Raw genomic sequence first — 16898 nt, forward strand, 5'->3', positions numbered from 1 at the left:
GCGGCGATGATCCACGCGGACGAGGACCCCGGGGCACCCGACTGCCGGGGCGGCTGGCGGTTCCTGTGGTGGCTGGTGCTGCGGCAGCCGGGGCGGGCGGCCTCGGGCGCGCTGCTGTCGAGTGTGTGGATGGTGCTGATGGCGGCGGCGCCCTATCTGATGTCACGGGCGGTCGACGACGGGCTGGTGCCGGGGCACCTGGGCACGCTGGCCTGGTGGACCGGGGTGCTGTTCGTGGTCGGCGCGGTCAACTCGTGGCTGAGCATCATGCGGCACCGCACGATGACCCGGGTGCGGATCGACGCCAACTTCCGCACCGTGAAGCTGATCGTGGGGCAGGCGGTCCGGCTGGGCGCCGTGCTGTCGCGCCGGGCGCAGGCCGGTGAGGTCATCACGATCGGCGTCGGCGACGTGTGGACGATCGCCCAGTCCCTGACGGTCGTCGGCCCCGGCTTCGGCGCCCTCGTCGTCTACGGCGTGGTGGCGGGGGTGCTGCTGTCGATCTCGGCGCCGCTGGCCGCCGTAGTCCTGCTCGGCGTGCCGGTGATCGCGCTGCTCGCGGGACCGTTGACGGTGCGGCTGCAGGGCGTGGAGACGGAGTACCGGGAGCGGCAGAGCGTGCTGACCGCGCGCATCGGCGACCTCGCGGGCGGCCTGCGGGTCCTCAACGGCCTTGGCGGCAAAGGGCTGTTCGCGGACGCGTTCCGGCGCGACTCGCAGCGGCTGCGCGTCCAGGGGTACCGGGTGGGCTCGGTGGCCAGCTGGGTGCAGGCGATCGGCGTCGGGCTGCCGACGCTGTTCCTCGCCGTGGTGACCTGGCTCGCGGCCCGGCTGGCGGCCCAAGGGCGGCTCAGCATCGGCGAGTTGGTCGCCGTGTACGGCTATGTGGCGGTCCTGATCGGCCCGGTGGCCTTCTTCGTCCAGATGGTCTACGAGCTGAGCCGGGGCGTGGTGGCCGCGCGGCGCGTCGTGGCGCTGCTGCGGCTGGAGCCCGTGCTGGACACCGGGACGTCTGCCGCGCCCGCCGAACCGGCCGTGCTGCACGATCCGGACTCGGGGGTGCGGGTGCTGCCGGGGCGGCTGACGGCGTTGGTCGGGGCGCGGCCCGGGGACGCGTTGGCCGTGGTCGACCGGCTCGGCCGGTACGCGCCGTCCGCCGCGACCTGGGGCGGGGTGCGGCTGGACGCGGTTCCGCTGGCCGAGGTCCGGGCGCGGATCCTGGTCGCCGACAACGAGGCCGACCTGTTCGCCGGTTCGCTGCGGGAGGTGGTGGCCGGGCGCCGGGAGCGGTCGCCGGAGGCGGTGGCGAAGGCCGTGCGCGCGGGCGCCGCCGACGACATCGTGCAGGGGCTGCCGGAGGGCTTGGACTCGGCGGTGGCCGCCCAGGGGCGCAGCCTCTCCGGGGGACAACGTCAACGGGTGCGGCTGGTACGGGCGTTGCTCGCCGAGCCGGAGGTGCTGCTCGCGGTGGAGCCGACCTCGGCCCTCGACGCCCACACGGAGGCGGCGGTCGCGCGCCGGCTGCACGCGGAGCGCACGGGCCGTACGACGGTGGTGACCACGACGTCGCCGCTGGTCCTCGACCACGCGGACACCGTGCACTACCTGGTCGACGGCAAGGTCGCGGCCAGCGGCACGCACCGCGGGCTACTGGACTACGAGCCCGGCTACCGCGCCCTGGTTGCCCGGGACACGGATGCGGAGGAGATCGTACGGTGACGTCGTCCACGTCTTCCACGGGTCAACTGCCCGTCGCCGAACGGGCCGACGTGCGGCGGGCCGCGCTGCGGCTGGTGCGGGCCGACCGGCGGGCGTTCGTCGTCGTGCTGGTGGTGAACGCGCTGGCCGCCGGCGTCGGGCTGGCCGGGCCGTGGCTGCTCGGGCGGATCGTGGACGAGGTGCGGGCCGGGGCCGGGGTGGGGGCTGTCGACCGGCTGGCCCTTGTCATCGTGGTGTGCGCGCTGGCCCAGCTGCTGCTGGCGCGCTGGGCGCGGTACGTGGGGCACCGGTTCGGGGAGCGCACGCTGGCCCGGGTGCGGGAGGACTTCGTCGACCGGGCGCTGGCGCTGCCCGCGTCGGTGGTGGAGCGGGCCGGGACCGGCGACCTGACCGCGCGCGGCACCGCGGACGTGGCGATCGTGGGCACGACCCTGCGCGATGTCGGGCCCGATCTGCTGGTCAACTCGGTGCAGGCGCTGTTCGTGATGGGCGCGGTGTTCGCGCTCGACCCGCTGCTCGGTCTGTTCGGGGTGCTGGGTCTGACGCCGATCTGGTTCGCGCTGCGCTGGTATCTGCGCCGGGCCCGGGACGGCTATCTCGCGGAGGGCGCGGCCAATTCGGAGGTCGCCGAGATCCTCACGGCGACCGCGTCCGGGGCGCGCACGGTGGAGGCGTTCCGGCTCCGGGAACGGCGGGTCGCCGCGAGCCACGACACGCTGCGCACGGCACTGCGGAGCCGGCTGTACACGCTGTATCTGCGGACCGTGTTCTTCCCTGCGGTCGAGGTGTCGTACACCGTCCCGGTGGCGGGCGTGCTGCTCGTGGGCGGGTGGCTGCACGGGCGTGGGGCGGTGGGCGTGGGCGCGGTCGTCGCGGCGGCGCTGTATCTGCGGCAGTTCACCGAGCCGCTGGACCAGATCCTGATGCGGATCGAGCAACTCCAGAGCAGCGGCGCCTCGTTCGCCCGGGTGGAGGGCCTGGCCCGGGCACCCCGCGCGGACGGCGACGGGGACGCGCCCACTCCGACGGACGACCGGATCGACGTGACCGGTGTGCGGTACGCCTACGAGCGCGGCGGCGAGGTGCTGCACGGCGTCGACCTGACCGTACGGCCGGGCGAACGGCTCGCGGTCGTCGGCCCGTCCGGCGCCGGGAAGACCACGCTGAGCCGGCTGCTGGCGGGGGTCGACGCGCCGACCGAGGGGACGGTGACCGTGGGCGGGGTGCCGGTCTCGGGGCTGGCGCCGGAGACGCTGCGCCGCCAGGTCGTGCTGGTCACCCAGGAGCACCATGTGTTCCTGGGCTCGGTCCGCGACAACCTCCTGATCGCCGAACCGGCCGCCACGGACGAGGAGTTGTGGGCGGCGCTGGCGGCGGTCGGCGCGGAGGAGTGGGTACGGGAGCTGCCGGACGGGCTGAACACCGCGCTGGGTGCGGACGGTTCGGCGACGGACGGCTCGCAGGCTCAGCAACTCGCCCTGGCCCGCGTGGTGTTGGCCGACCCGCACACGCTGATCCTGGACGAGGCGACGGCCCTCCTCGACCCGGCCACCGCCCGGCACACCGAGCGCGCGCTGGCCGCCGTGCTGGAGGGCCGTACCGTCATCGCCATCGCCCACCGCCTCCACACCGCCCATGACGCGGACCGGGTGGCGGTGATGGAGAACGGGCTGCTGACCGAACTGGGGCCGCACGAGGAGCTGGTGGAGGCGGGTGGGGCGTATGCGGCGCTGTGGCACTCGTGGCATGGGGAACGTGGGTGAGCTTCGCTGAGCCCCGGTGCAGATCAGCGCACCGAAGGGGCGCGGGGAACTGCGCGACCAGCCCCCACCGGGCCGCAACTCGACGAACCGCATCCAGCGAAGCTCACACCGCGTCCGGCCCCCGCTCCCGCGTCCTGATCCGTACCACCTCCTCCACCGGAGTCACCCACACCGTGCCGCCGCCCGTGCCGCGGGTGCCGGCGGCGCGGATGACGCGGACGAGATCGGTCGCGTCGAAGTCGAGGGTGAGGATGTCGAGCCGGAGCCGCGGGGCGAGGGTCACCCGGTACTCGCTGCCCCGGTAGACCTCCACCCGGGCCGACCGGGGCTCGTAGGCCCGTACCTCGGTCACGGTCACTCCCCGCACCCCGAACGACTGAAGCGCCTTCATGACGTCCGGGACACGGTGGGGCGGGAGGACCGCGGTGACGAGTTTCACGGGTCGTCCTCAACTCCGGCCATTTCAGGTGGAGTCCGGTTCCTTGGCCTTCTCCGAGGCCGAGGCCGGGACCGGTGCCGACGCCGACGCCACAGCCACCGGTTCCGGCGCCGAAGTCACCGCCGACTCCGTCGGATACGCCTCCTCGTCGTGGACCGCGAGGTCGCCGCTCTCCAACACCTCGTCCGGTGCCCGGAGTTTCACGAACAGGCCGATCGCCTTGAGGATGAGGAAGGTCATCACGGCGTCGTAGAGGATGACCGTCCCGGCCGAACCCGCCTGTTTCCACAGCTGGTCGAGGTTGCCGTAGAGCCAGCCGCTGGTGGAGAACGCCGTGGAGCCGTCCTTGTTGAGGTACACGGCGACCGCCGGGTCGGCGAAGATGCCGACGAGTATGCCGCCGGCGAGGCCCGCGATGCCGTGGGTGTAGACGACGCCGAGCGCGTCGTCGACCTTGTTGAACGGCGGGACCTTGGAGAGGCGGTTCCAGGCCAGCCAGACGATCGACGACGCGATGATGCCGATGTAGATCGCGCCAATCCCGGTGACGAAACCGGCCGCCGGGGTGATCGCGACCAGGCCGACGATCATGCCGTTGATGCCGCCGAGGAAGGTCGGCTTGCGCTGGGGGCCGACGAACATGTCCCAGAAGACCCAGACGAGCAGGGCAACCGCCGTACAGAGGTTGGTGTTGAGGACCGCGAGCGCGGCGTTGTGGCCGCCGAAGTACATGTCGCCGCCGTTGAAGCCGTTCCAGCCGAGCCAGAGGATGCCCGCGCCGACGGCGACCATGGGGAGGTTGTTGGGCACGCCGTGGGCGCGGTCGCGGGCGAGACGGGGACCGACCACGGCCGCGGCGACGAAGCCCGAGGTTCCGGCGGCGAGGTGGATGACGTAGCCGCCGGAGTAGTCGAGCGCGCCCTTGGCCGCCCACCAGCCGCCGCCCCACAGCAGGAAGGCGTTGACCGTGTAGACGAGCGTCGACCACAGCGGGACGAACAGGAGCCACGCGCGGATGTTCATGCGGCCGATCACGCTGCCCATGAAGAGCAGGGGGGTGATCGCCGCGAACGCGAAGTGGAAGTAGGCGAGTGTGGACTGCGAGAAGCGGAAGCTCGGCATCAGGCCGTTGCCGTTGACGAGCGGTATCCACGCCTGCTGCTGTTCGCTCGCCGAACCGACGATGGTGCCGGGCCGGCCGACGAACGCGCCGAGGATGCCGGGCCAGTGGGAGTCCAGGGGCTCGCCGAACCCCATCTTGAACTCCCAGAGGACCCAGCCGACCAGGACCAGCGAGAAGCCGGTGAAGGCCATGAACATGGTGTTCACGACCCACTTGCGCTGGACCAGGCCGCCGTAGAGGATCGCGATGCCGGGGATGCTCATCAGGCCGACGAGTGTCGCCGCGACGAGCTGCCAGGCGTTGTCGCCCGCGTCCAGCCAGTTGGGATAAGGAATCACTGCAACCGTCAACTCCCCTCGTGGGAGCGGCGGTCCGGCAGGACCGCCGGTTGCACGGCAGGATCCCGCCGGATCTTTTACGGGTTGGTTCCGGGGGCATGTCGGCCGGGAAAATTTCTGTTCACGGTCACAGAGGCGTCAAACGGCGCTCCGTATAACGGACACGAACATCCGGACAACGAACGAATTCCGGCCAACTTCCTGACGCGCTCCTGACAGAAAGCGTGGGCTGCTGCCACTCTTCCCACTGGCGCTTCACAGCAACCCCACAGTTTCACTCCTGTGATCCCAGTGATCTCCCCTGGTCGCGCGATCCGCGACCGTCCTGAAGGAGTCAGTGTTGAGAAGCAATTCCTCGCGCAGACGCACCTCCCACATAGTCGCCGTAGCCGGCGTCACCGCTCTGCTCGCCGCAGCCGTCCAGGCCGGCGCGACCTCCTCCGCCGCACCGGCCAAACCCCTTGCCAGCAAGGGGAATCCGGCGCACATGGCCCTCTCGCTCTCCCCCTCGCAGCGCGCCGAGCTGCTCCGCGACGCCGAGTCGGCGCGGACCGGCACCGCCAAGGACATCGGTCTCGGCGCCAAGGAGACGCTCGTCGCCCGTGACGTCATCAAGGACGCCGACGGCACGGTCCACACCCGCTACGAGCGCACCTACGCCGGACTCCCCGTCCTCGGTGGCGACCTGGTCGTCGACACCGCCAAGTCGGGCGCCACCGAGCGCGTCATCAAGGCGACCAACGCCACCATCAAGGTCGCCGACCTCACCCCGGGCGTCGCCACGGCGACGGCCGAGAAGCAGGCCGTCTCCCGCGCCAAGGCCCTCGGCTCCACCAAGTCGGCCGCCGACTCGGCCCGCAAGGTGATCTGGGCGGCGAGCGGCAAGCCGGTCCTCGCCTACGAGACCGTCGTCGGCGGCCTCCAGGACGACGGCACCCCGAACGAACTCCACGTCATCACCGACGCGGCCACCGGCAAGAAGCTGTACGAGTACCAGGGCATCGAGAACGCCACCGGTACTGGCAACACCCAGTACAGCGGCGCGGTCTCGCTGACGACGACCCAGTCGGGCTCCAACTACAACCTGACCGACGGCGACCGCGGCGGCCACAAGACGTACAACCTGAACCACGGCACGTCCGGCACCGGCACCCTGTTCTCCCAGACCAGCAACACCTGGGGCAACGGCACCACATCGAACGCGGCGACGGCCGGCGCCGACGCGCACTACGGCGCGGCGGAGACCTGGGACTTCTACAAGAACACGTTCGGCCGCACCGGCATCAAGAACAACGGCGTCGGCGCCTACTCCCGTGTCCACTACGGGAATTCGTACGTCAACGCGTTCTGGGACGACAGCTGCTTCTGCATGACCTACGGCGACGGCACGAACAACGCGGACCCGCTGACGGCCCTCGACGTGGCGGGGCACGAAATGAGCCACGGCGTCACGGCGGCGACCGCGGGCCTCAACTACAGCGGTGAGTCGGGCGGGCTGAACGAGGCGACCTCCGACATCTTCGGCACCTCCGTCGAGTTCTACGCCAACAACTCGACCGACGTGGGCGACTACCTCATCGGCGAGAAGATCGACATCAACGGCGACGGCACGCCGCTGCGTTACATGGACAAGCCGAGCAAGGACGGCGGCTCCGCGGACAGTTGGTACTCGGGGGTCGGCAACCTCGACGTGCACTACTCGTCGGGTGTGGCCAACCACTTCTTCTACCTGCTGAGCGAGGGCAGCGGCGCCAAGGTCATCAACGGCGTCAGCTACAACTCGCCCACGTCGGACGGGCTTCCGGTCACCGGCATCGGCCGGGACAAGGCCGACCAGATCTGGTACCGGGCGCTCACCACGAAGTTCACGTCCACGACCAACTACGCGGCGGCCCGCACCGGGACGCTCGCGGCGGCCGGTGAGCTGTACGGCACGACGGGCGCCGAGTACAAGGCGGTGCAGGACGCGTGGGCGGCCGTCGCGGTCGGTGCGCGCTCCGGTGGCGGCGGCGGGGGCGGGGGTACGTCGTTCGAGAACACGACCGACGTGTCGATTCCGGACAACGGGCCGGCCGTCACCTCGTCGGTCACCGTGTCCGGGCGGACGGGCAACGCCCCGTCGAACCTCGCCGTCACGGTCGACATCGTGCACACCTGGCGCGGTGACCTGGTGATCGACCTGGTGGCCCCGGACGGGTCGACGTACCGCCTGAAGAACTCCAGCTCGTCCGACTCGGCGGACAACGTGCAGGCGACCTACACGGTCGACGCGTCCTCCGAAGTCGCCAACGGCGTCTGGAAGTTGAAGGTCCAGGACGTGGCCGCACAGGACACCGGCTACATCAACAGCTGGAAGCTTACGTTCCCGTAAAACCCGGCTGACGACTTCCGGCCGCACGGAAAAGGCGCCGCCCCGGGGTTTCAACTCCCGGGGCGGCGCCCTGTCTTGGCCGTTTACATTGCCGCAATGTTTACCGGACAGTCGATTTTCGGCCAACATCACTTCAGGGTCATGACATGTACGCGCCCCTGATGTCAGTCTTCCCTCACGCCGCTTCAGCACAGCAATTTCACAACCGCTCCGGTCAGTAACCCCACACTGCCGGACTCCCCCACAGAGGAGCTTGCGTGACCCCCCTCTACGCGCGTCACAAGCGCACCACCCTGGCCATCGCCACCGCGGTGGCGGCCGGAGCCCTGCTCGCCACCGGTGTCTCCACCGGCGCCTCCGCCCAGCCCGCCGCGGGCAAGGCGGCCCCCCTCGCCGCGGCCCCGCAGCTGCTCTCCAACTCCGCGCGTGCCGCGCTGGTCCAGGAGAAGCAGGCCGCGGCGCCCGAGACGGCCCAGCAGATAGGCCTCGGCACCAAGGAGAAGCTGGTCGTCAAGGACGTCGTCAAGGACGTCGACGGCACGGTCCACACCCGCTACGAGCGCACCTACGCGGGCCTCCCGGTCCTCGGCGGCGACCTCGTCGTCCACACCGCGCCGTCGGGCAGGACCGAGGGTGTCACCAAGGCGCACCAGGCGACCATCAAGGTGGCCTCCCTCACGCCGAAGATCACCACAGCCAAGGCCGAGAAGCAGGCGGTCACCGCCGCCAAGGCCGCAGGCTCCGCCAAGACCGCCGCCGACGGTGCCCGCAAGGTCATCTGGGCCGCGAGCGGCACCCCCGTCCTCGCCTACGAGACGGTCGTCGGCGGCCTCCAGGACGACGGCACCCCGAACAAGCTGCACGTCATCACCGACGCGGCCACCGGCAAGAAGCTCTTCGAGTACCAGGGCATCGAGAACGCCACCGGCACCGGCAAGACCCTGTACTCGGGCACGGTCAGCCTCACCACCACGCTGTCGGGCTCGACGTACTCGCTGACCGACGCCTCGCGCGGCGGCCACAAGACGTACAACCTGAAGCACACCACCAGCTCGGGCACCGGCACCCTGTTCACCAACACCACCAACTCGTGGGGCACCGGCGCCGCCTCCAGCTCCACCACCGACGTGACCGCCGCGGCCGACGCCGCCTACGGCGCGCAGGAGACGTGGGACTTCTACAAGAACACGTTCGGCCGCAGCGGCATCAAGAACGACGGTGTCGGCGCCTACTCCCGCGTCCACTACGGCAGTTCGTACGTCAACGCGTTCTGGGACGACGACTGCTTCTGCATGACCTACGGCGACGGGTCCAGCAACACCCACCCGCTGACCTCGCTGGACGTGGCCGGCCACGAGATGAGCCACGGCGTCACCGCCAACACCGCGGGCCTGAACTACTCGGGCGAGTCCGGCGGCCTGAACGAGGCGACCTCGGACATCATGGGCACCGGCGTGGAGTTCTACGCGGCCAACTCGTCCGACCCGGGTGACTACCTCATCGGCGAGAAGATCGACATCAACGGCGACGGCACCCCGCTGCGCTACATGGACCAGCCCAGCAAGGACGGCGGCTCCGCCAACTACTGGTCCTCCTCGGTCGGCAACCTCGACGTGCACTACTCGTCGGGCGTCGCCAACCACTTCTTCTACCTGCTGTCCGAGGGCAGCGGTGCGAAGACGATCAACGGCGTGAGCTACAACTCGCCCACGTACAACAGCTCCACGCTCACCGGCATCGGCCGGGACAAGGCGCTGCAGATCTGGTACAAGGCGCTGACCACGTACTTCACGTCGACGACCAACTACAAGTCGGCCCGCACCGGCACGCTCAGCGCGGCGGCGGCCCTGTACGGCTCCGGCTCCACCGAGTACAACGCGGTGGCGGCGGCCTGGACGGCCGTCAACGTCACCTGACACCAGGTGAGTTGACAGACAAGCGGTAAGGGCGGTACCCGGAGCGAAGGCATCTCCGGGTACCGCCCTACTCTTGGGTCCCATGTCCTTCACGTACGACGACGTCGGCGCGACCCGCGAACGCGGCTTCTGCCCCCCGGGCTTCCACCCCCTGTATGTGCGCACGCGTCTCGGCGAGGGCGAGAAGGTCTTCCGCCGGGCGTCCGAAGCGGTCCTCACCTGGGAACTGCACCGCGAGATGGGCATCGGCATCGAGGCGAGCGCCGACAAGGCGGCCCCCGGCGTCGACGTCACCGTCACCCTCGCCGGCCTGATCAGGGCCCCCTGCCGCATCGTCTGGACGGTCGAGGAACCCCGCAGGTCCGGCTGGGCCTACGGCACCCTCCCCGGCCACCCCGAATCCGGCGAGGAGGCCTTCGTGGTCGACCGCACGGGCGACGGCACGGTCTGGCTGACGGTCTCCGCGTTCAGCCGCGGCGCCAAGTGGTACACCCGCGTGGCCGGCCCGGCGGCACGGGGGTTCCAGCACGCGTATGCCCGCCGGATCGGCAGCACGCTGCGGCAGATGTGCGCGCCGTATTCGGAGGTGTAAAGGGGGGTGAGTGAAGTCCGGCGCCAGCGGACAGCGCCCCTTTTTTTTAGGGGCGCGGGGAACTGCGCGACCAGCCCCCACCGGCCCCGCAGCCGAAGCACCGGACTTCCACCACTACCTCATCAACACCCCGGCCCCCTCCACCTCGTCCTCGGAAGGCACCGCCACCAACCCCAACTCCGCACTGGACGCAAGCAGTCGGTGCGCGGGCAGGATACGGACCGTGTAGCCATAGGGCCCGGTGCGATCAAGGGAAAGCGGCCCCTCGAACAACCAGTGCCCCTCCGAATCCGGACCCCCCGCCGGTTTCAGCGGCACCGCCACCCCGTCCCCGATCCGGTCCTCCGGATCCACCCGCCCCGAGACCGCCTGCACTTCGACGTCGTCCGGGGCGAGCCCTCCCAGCCCCACCCGCACCCGGAGACTGAGCGTCGTACCGAGTTCGGCGGTGGCCGTAGCGGCGGACGTCTCCACGTGGTCGACCGTCACCCCGTGCCAAGCCGCCCGCACCCGCCCCTTCCAGGCGGCCAGTTCACGGGCCGCGTCCGGGGTCATCGCGCGGTGGGCGTGGGCCGCCGGGGCGTACAGGCGCTCCACGTACTCCCGGACCATGCGCCCCGCCAGGACCTTCGGGCCCAGCAACGTCAACGTCTGGCGGACCATTTCGATCCAGCGGTCCGGCAGACCGTCCTGGCCGCGTTCGTAGAAGCGCGGGGTGACGCGTTGCTCCAGGAGGTCGTAGAGCGCGGCGGCCTCCACGTCGTCGCGGTGGTCGGGGTCCGTGCCGGTGCCGTCCGCCGTGGGGATGGCCCAGCCGAAGTCGGGCTGGAACCACTCGTCCCACCAGCCGTCCAGGACCGAGAGGTTGAGACAGCCGTTCAGCGCTGCCTTCATCCCGCTCGTGCCGCACGCCTCCAGCGGGCGGAGCGGGTTGTTCAGCCAGATGTCGCAGCCGGGGTACAGCTTCTGCGCCATCGCCATGCCGTAGTCGGGGAGGAACACGATGCGGTGACGGACCCGCGGATCGTCCGCGAACTTCACCAACTCCTGGACCAGCCGCTTCCCTCCGTCGTCCGCCGGGTGCGCCTTGCCCGCGACCACTATCTGGATCGGCCGCTCCGGGTGCAGCAGGAGGTCCATCAACCGGTCGCGGTCGCGCAGCATCAACGTCAGGCGTTTGTACGACGGGACGCGGCGCGCGAAGCCGATGGTGAGGACGTCGGGGTCGAGGACGCCGTCGATCCAGCCCAACTCGGCCGATCCCGCGCCGCGTTGACGCCAGGAGGCGCGCAGCCGTTCCCGTACCTCCACGACCAGCTGCTCGCGCAGGTCGCGGCGCAGCTCCCAGATGTCCTGGTCGGGGATCTCCGCGACCGCGTCCCAGCGGTCCGAACCACCCACCGTCAGCGCGTCCTCCGTGCGCTGCGCGCCGATCTGCCGGGCGCCGAGCCGGAACACCTCGGGGGCGACCCAGGTCGGCGCGTGCACCCCGTTGGTCACGGAGGTGATCGGCACCTCCTCGGCGTCGAATCCCGGCCAGAGACCGGAGAACATCTCGCGGCTGACCTGGCCGTGCAACAGGGAGACGCCGTTGGCGCGTTGCCCCAGGCGCAGGCCCATCACGGCCATGTTGAACAGGTTGGGTTCGCCACCCGGGTAGGTCTCCATGCCCAGCCGCAGGATGTTTCCGACGTCCATGCGCGGGAGTTCGGCCTCGGGACCGAAGTGGTTCGCGACCAGCTCCCGGTCGAAGCGGTCGATTCCGGCCGGGACGGGGGTGTGCGTGGTGAACACCGTGCCGGCCCGCACCGCCTCCAGACCGGCGTCGAAGTCCAGCCCCGCGTCGCAGAGTTCGGCGATCCGCTCCAGGCCCAGGAACCCCGCGTGGCCCTCGTTCGTGTGGAACACCTCGGGCTCGGGGTGACCGGTCAGTCTGCAGTACGTCCGTACCGCGCGCACCCCGCCGATACCGAGCAACATCTCCTGGAGCAGCCGGTGTTCGCTGCCGCCGCCGTAGAGGACGTCGGTCACCCCGCGTTCGCCGAGGTCGTTCTCCTCGACGTCGGAGTCGAGCATCAGCAGCGGCACCCGGCCGACCTGGGCCAGCCAGATGCGGGCGCGCAGCGAACGGCCGCCGGGCAGGGCCAGGGAGACGTGCGCCGGGGAGCCGTCGGTCTCCCGCAGTAGCGCGACCGGGAGTTCGTTGGGATCGAGGACCGGATAGGTCTCCTGCTGCCAGCCGTCCCGGGACAGCGACTGGCGGAAGTAGCCGTGGCGGTACAGGAGTCCGACACCGATCAGCGGTACGCCGAGGTCGCTGGCCGATTTGAGATGGTCGCCGGCGAGGATGCCGAGGCCGCCGGAGTACTGCGGCAGGGCCGCCGTGACCCCGAACTCGGGTGAGAAGTAGGCGACGGCGGCGGGCAGTTCACCGGGCTGGGTCTGGTACCAGCGGTCACCGCCCACGTAGTCGGCGAGATCACCGGCGACCTCGGTGAGCCGGCGCAGGAAACGGCTGTCCCCGGCCAGCTCCGCGAGCCGCTCGGCCGACACGCTGCCGAGGAGTCGTACGGGATCGCGTTCCGAGGCGGCCCAGCGCTCGGGATCGACGGACTGGAAGAGATCACGGGTGTCGGCATGCCAGGACCAGCGCAGATTGCGCGCCAGGTCACTGAGAGGTCGGAGGGGTTCGGGGAGGACGGGACGGACGGTGAATCGACGGATCGCCTTCACAGCTCCACCTCGGCGCGTTCGCTGGATGACACACGGCGGTGTGTGTCGTCGTCTCTGATGAAGGTACCGGCGTTGGTGTGGGCGTCGCTGGGGGCTGCCGCCCCCAGGCCCCCGCTTCGGCCCCGAAAGGGCCTCGTCCTCAAACGCCGGACGGGCTGGTTACTACCACCCTGCACTAAAAGGGCCCCTCATGCGCCCTTGTGGTGCTTCGCCCCTCACGAGAGGCTGCCCAGTGGAGAGTTGGAGGAGGGGAACTCGACATGGCACGGACGCGCACGCGGCGTCTGCGCCGGGCGGGGGGTCTGACCGCGGTCACCACAGCCGTGGTGCTTTCGGCCATCACCCTGCCCGCGCACGCCGCACCGGAGGGGACCGTACTCGGCGCCGGTGCACCCGGCTCCGTCAGCGGTAGTTACCTGGTGACACTCAAGGGGGGAACAAAGGCTCCGTCGGCCGCCGGAAAGGGCCTGGCCGCGAAGTACGGGGCGAAAATAAGCCACACCTACGGCACGGCCCTCAACGGCTACGCCATAGAGGCGAACGAGAGACAGGCGAGACTCCTCGCGGCGGACTCGCGGGTGGCCTCCGTCGCCCAGGACACCCGGATCACCGTGGACAGTGGCAGCCGCGTCCAGCGCAACCCGCCGTCCTGGGGCCTGGACCGCCTCGACCAGCCGGGTCTGCCGCTGGACAAGAGCTACACCTCGCCGGATACCGGGGGCAGCGGCGTGACGGTGTACGTGATCGACACCGGCATCCGGATCACCCACAAGGACTTCGGCGGCCGGGCGAGCTACGGCTGGGACTTCGTCGACGACGACGCCACCGCCCAGGACGGCAACGGCCACGGCACCCATGTCGCCGGCACGATCGCCGGCACCACGTACGGCGTCGCGAAGAAGGCCAAGGTGGTCGCCGTACGGGTCATGGACGACACCGGAGCCGGTACGACCTCGCAGGTCATCGCCGGTATCGACTGGGTCACCCGGCACGCGCGCAAGCCCGCGGTCGCCAATCTCAGCCTGGGCGGCTACCACAACGCCCAGCTCGACGCGGCCGTACGCAACTCGATCGCCTCCGGAGTCACGTACACGGTCGCGGCGGGCAACGACGGGCTGCCGGCCGGCCTGTACTCCCCCGCCGACGTGAAGGAGGCCATCACGGTCGGCGCCACCGACAGGAACGACGCACGGGCCGCCTTCTCGAACATCGGCCCGGCCGTCGACCTGTTCGCCCCGGGCGTCGCGATCACCTCCGCGTCGTACGCGAGCGACACGGGGAAGGCGACCTTCTCCGGTACGTCGATGGCGTCCCCGCACGCGGCGGGCGCGGCGGCCGTCTATCTCGCCGATCACCCGCGCGCCACACCCGCACAGGTGTCCAGGGCGCTCGTCGCGGAGGCGGTTTCCGGCAAGGTGTCCGGTGAAGGACTCGGTTCGCCGGACAAACTCCTGCAGGTACCGCCGTCCTAGTGCGAGAGTGACGGCACCGGCCCCGTTCGCCCAGGACGGGGCCGGATCTCTGGTGGAGACCTGCGCGTAAGTAGTTGGCAACCTGCCGGATTGCCAACCCGAATAGGGTGGGAAGGCTCCACCGGTACACCCCCAGACGCGCCACGGATCCCCCTCGCAGGACCCACCTCGCCACATCCATCCGCCCACACCCACGTTGACGCGGACAGGAGCGGTCATGCCCGCCACGCACCACTCGTCAGCACCCCCGACATCCGGTACGGCCACGCCCCCCGTGCGCCCCGCCGGCACGGCGCCATCCGCCCCGGAGCCACCCTCCGTAGGCGGCACACCTCCCGGCATCGGACGCATCCCCGTCCTCGATGTCCGGCCGGTCGTCCAGCACGGCCACCGGTCCGCCAAGGCGGTCACCGGTGAGGCGTTCGAGGTCTCGGCCATCGTGTTCCGCGAGGGCCACGACGCGGTCGCCGCGAACGTCGTCCTCCACGATCCGGACGGCCTCCCCGGCCCCTGGACCCCGATGCGCGAACTCGCCCCGGGCACCGACCGCTGGGGCGCCACCGTCACACCCGGCGAACCGGGCCGGTGGACGTACACCGTGGAGGCCTGGAGCGACCCGGTCTCCACCTGGCGCCACCACGCGGGGATCAAGATCCCGGCCGGCCTGGACACGGACCTGGTCCTGGAGGAGGGCGCGAGACTGTACGAGCGCGCCATCGCCGGGGTACCGAAGGGCAAGGGCCTCCGGCCCGTCCTCCGCGCCGCCGTCACCGCCCTCCGCGACGAGACCCGCCCGGCCGCGTCCCGCCTCGCCGCCGCGTTGACACCGCAGGTGGACCGGATCCTGGCCAGGTATCCCCTGCGGGAGTTGGTGACGGTCTCCGAACCTCGTGTGTTGCTGGTGGAGCGGGAGCGGGCGTTGTACGGCGCCTGGTACGAGTTCTTCCCGCGTTCCGAGGGCACGGCGGCTCAGCCCCACGGCACGTTCCGTACGGCGGCGAAACGGCTCGCGGGGATCGCGGCGATGGGCTTCGACGTGGTGTATCTGCCGCCGATCCATCCGATCGGGACGACGTTCCGCAAGGGCCCGAACAACACCCTGTCCGCCGGGCGTGAGGACGTCGGTGTCCCGTGGGCGATCGGCTCGCCGGAGGGCGGTCACGACGCGATCCATCCGCTGCTGGGGACGCTGGAGGACTTCGACGCGTTCGTCGCGCGGGCCGCCGAGCTGGGCATGGAGATCGCGCTGGACTTCGCGCTCCAGTGCAGCCCGGACCATCCGTGGGTGGACAAGCACCCGGAGTGGTTCCACCACCGCCCCGACGGCACCATCGCCTACGCGGAGAACCCGCCGAAGAAGTACCAGGACATCTACCCGATCGCCTTCGACCGGGACCTGGACGGCCTGGTCGCCGAGACGGTCCGGGTGCTGCGGCACTGGATGGACCACGGGGTGCGGATCTTCCGCGTGGACAACCCGCACACCAAGCCGGTCGTCTTCTGGGAGCGGGTGATCGCCGAGGTCAACGGCGCCGACCCGGACGTGATCTTCCTGGCGGAGGCGTTCACCCGGCCCGCGATGATGGCCACCCTCGCCCAGGTCGGCTTCCAGCAGTCGTACACCTACTTCACCTGGCGCAACACCAAGCAGGAACTCACGGAGTATGTGAGCGAGTTGTCCGGTGAGGCGGCGGCGTACATGCGGCCGAACCTGTTCGTGAACACCCCGGACATCCTCCACGAGTTCCTCCAGCACGGCGGGCGGCCCGCGTTCGAACTGCGGGCGGTGCTCGCGGCGACGCTCTCGCCGACGTGGGGGGTGTACAGCGGGTATGAATTGTGCGAGAACACACCATTGCGGCCGGGGAGCGAGGAGTATCTCGACTCGGAGAAGTACCAACTCCGCCCCCGCGACTGGGTGTCGGCCGAGCGGGAAGGACGTAGCATCGCGCCATTGCTGGGCAAACTGAACGAGATCCGGCGCCGGAGCCCGGCGCTGCGGCAGTTGCGCGACCTCCACTTCCACCAGGTGGACCAGGAGGCGGTGATCGCGTACTCGAAGCGGAGCGGTTCGAACACGGTTCTGGTGGTCGTCAACCTCGACCCCCACCACACCCAGGAGGCCACGGTCTCGTTGGACATGCCGCAACTCGGCCTGGAATGGCACGAGTCGGTGCCGGTGCGCGACGAGCTCACCGGCGAGACCTATCACTGGGGCAGGGCCAACTATGTGCGCCTGGAACCGGGTAACCGGCCCGCACACATCCTCACCGTCCTGCGACCGTCCCCGCAGATCGGAGGGTCACCCACCATATGATCGTCAACGAGCCCGTCCCGGACACCTTCGAGGACACTCCCGCCAAGGACCGGGACCCCGAGTGGTTCAAACGCGCCGTCTTCTACGAGGTCCTGGTCCGCTCCTTCCAGGACAG

The 16898-nt window shown here is 70.4% G+C and carries 10 protein-coding genes; 7 read left to right on the forward strand and 3 right to left on the reverse strand.

Annotation, left to right across the window (positions count from 1 at the left end):
- The first annotated feature begins 6 nt into the window (after nucleotides 1-6).
- On the forward strand, nucleotides 7-1719 hold the full coding sequence (locus tag ACIQBL_RS35870; protein ID WP_401949585.1) for an ABC transporter ATP-binding protein: 1713 nt from the start codon (nucleotides 7-9) through the stop codon (nucleotides 1717-1719).
- Complete coding sequence (locus tag ACIQBL_RS35875) at nucleotides 1716-3482, forward strand: ABC transporter ATP-binding protein (protein ID WP_401949587.1); 1767 nt, start codon at nucleotides 1716-1718, stop codon at nucleotides 3480-3482. Before ACIQBL_RS35870 ends, ACIQBL_RS35875 begins: the two co-directional genes overlap by 4 nt.
- Nucleotides 3483-3585: 103 nt before the next feature.
- Here the strand turns inward: ACIQBL_RS35875 and ACIQBL_RS35880 are convergent, their stop codons facing one another.
- Both ACIQBL_RS35880 and ACIQBL_RS35885 read right to left on the reverse strand, forming a co-directional pair.
- On the reverse strand, nucleotides 3586-3921 hold the full coding sequence (locus tag ACIQBL_RS35880) for a P-II family nitrogen regulator (RefSeq protein WP_401949590.1): 336 nt from the start codon (nucleotides 3919-3921) through the stop codon (nucleotides 3586-3588).
- Nucleotides 3922-3945: 24 nt separating this feature from the next.
- Nucleotides 3946-5382 (reverse strand): ammonium transporter, encoded by a 1437-nt coding sequence (locus tag ACIQBL_RS35885; protein WP_401949593.1) that lies wholly within the window; start codon nucleotides 5380-5382, stop codon nucleotides 3946-3948.
- A gap of 340 nt (nucleotides 5383-5722) precedes the next feature.
- On the opposite strand from ACIQBL_RS35885, the gene ACIQBL_RS35890 reads away from it, so the two are divergent.
- The 3 genes from ACIQBL_RS35890 (at nucleotide 5723) to ACIQBL_RS35900 (ending at nucleotide 10261) form a co-directional block, all read left to right on the forward strand.
- Nucleotides 5723-7753, forward strand: a complete 2031-nt coding sequence (locus ACIQBL_RS35890) for a M4 family metallopeptidase (protein ID WP_401949595.1) — start codon at nucleotides 5723-5725, stop codon at nucleotides 7751-7753.
- Nucleotides 7754-8010: 257 nt separating this feature from the next.
- Nucleotides 8011-9669: a M4 family metallopeptidase gene (locus tag ACIQBL_RS35895; RefSeq protein WP_401949597.1), complete on the forward strand. Its 1659-nt coding sequence runs from the start codon at nucleotides 8011-8013 to the stop codon at nucleotides 9667-9669.
- An 82-nt stretch (nucleotides 9670-9751) separates the two neighbouring features.
- Nucleotides 9752-10261 (forward strand): DUF1990 family protein, encoded by a 510-nt coding sequence (locus ACIQBL_RS35900; RefSeq protein ID WP_401949600.1) that lies wholly within the window; start codon nucleotides 9752-9754, stop codon nucleotides 10259-10261.
- A 114-nt stretch (nucleotides 10262-10375) separates the two neighbouring features.
- Here the strand turns inward: ACIQBL_RS35900 and ACIQBL_RS35905 are convergent, their stop codons facing one another.
- Nucleotides 10376-12994 (reverse strand): glycosyltransferase family 1 protein, encoded by a 2619-nt coding sequence (locus tag ACIQBL_RS35905; protein WP_401949602.1) that lies wholly within the window; start codon nucleotides 12992-12994, stop codon nucleotides 10376-10378.
- 260 nt (nucleotides 12995-13254) lie between these two features.
- Between ACIQBL_RS35905 and ACIQBL_RS35910 the strand changes: the two genes are divergently transcribed.
- Both ACIQBL_RS35910 and ACIQBL_RS35915 read left to right on the forward strand, forming a co-directional pair.
- The gene (locus tag ACIQBL_RS35910; RefSeq protein WP_401949605.1) at nucleotides 13255-14466 is read left to right on the forward strand and encodes a S8 family peptidase; all 1212 of its coding nucleotides are present in this window, start codon (nucleotides 13255-13257) and stop codon (nucleotides 14464-14466) included.
- Nucleotides 14467-14683: 217 nt separating this feature from the next.
- On the forward strand, nucleotides 14684-16783 hold the full coding sequence (locus ACIQBL_RS35915; RefSeq protein WP_401949608.1) for an alpha-1,4-glucan--maltose-1-phosphate maltosyltransferase: 2100 nt from the start codon (nucleotides 14684-14686) through the stop codon (nucleotides 16781-16783).
- The last annotated feature ends 115 nt before the right edge of the window (nucleotides 16784-16898 follow it).

This window comes from Streptomyces sp. NPDC088350, from assembly GCF_044753545.1.
Taxonomy (GTDB): domain Bacteria; phylum Actinomycetota; class Actinomycetes; order Streptomycetales; family Streptomycetaceae; genus Streptomyces.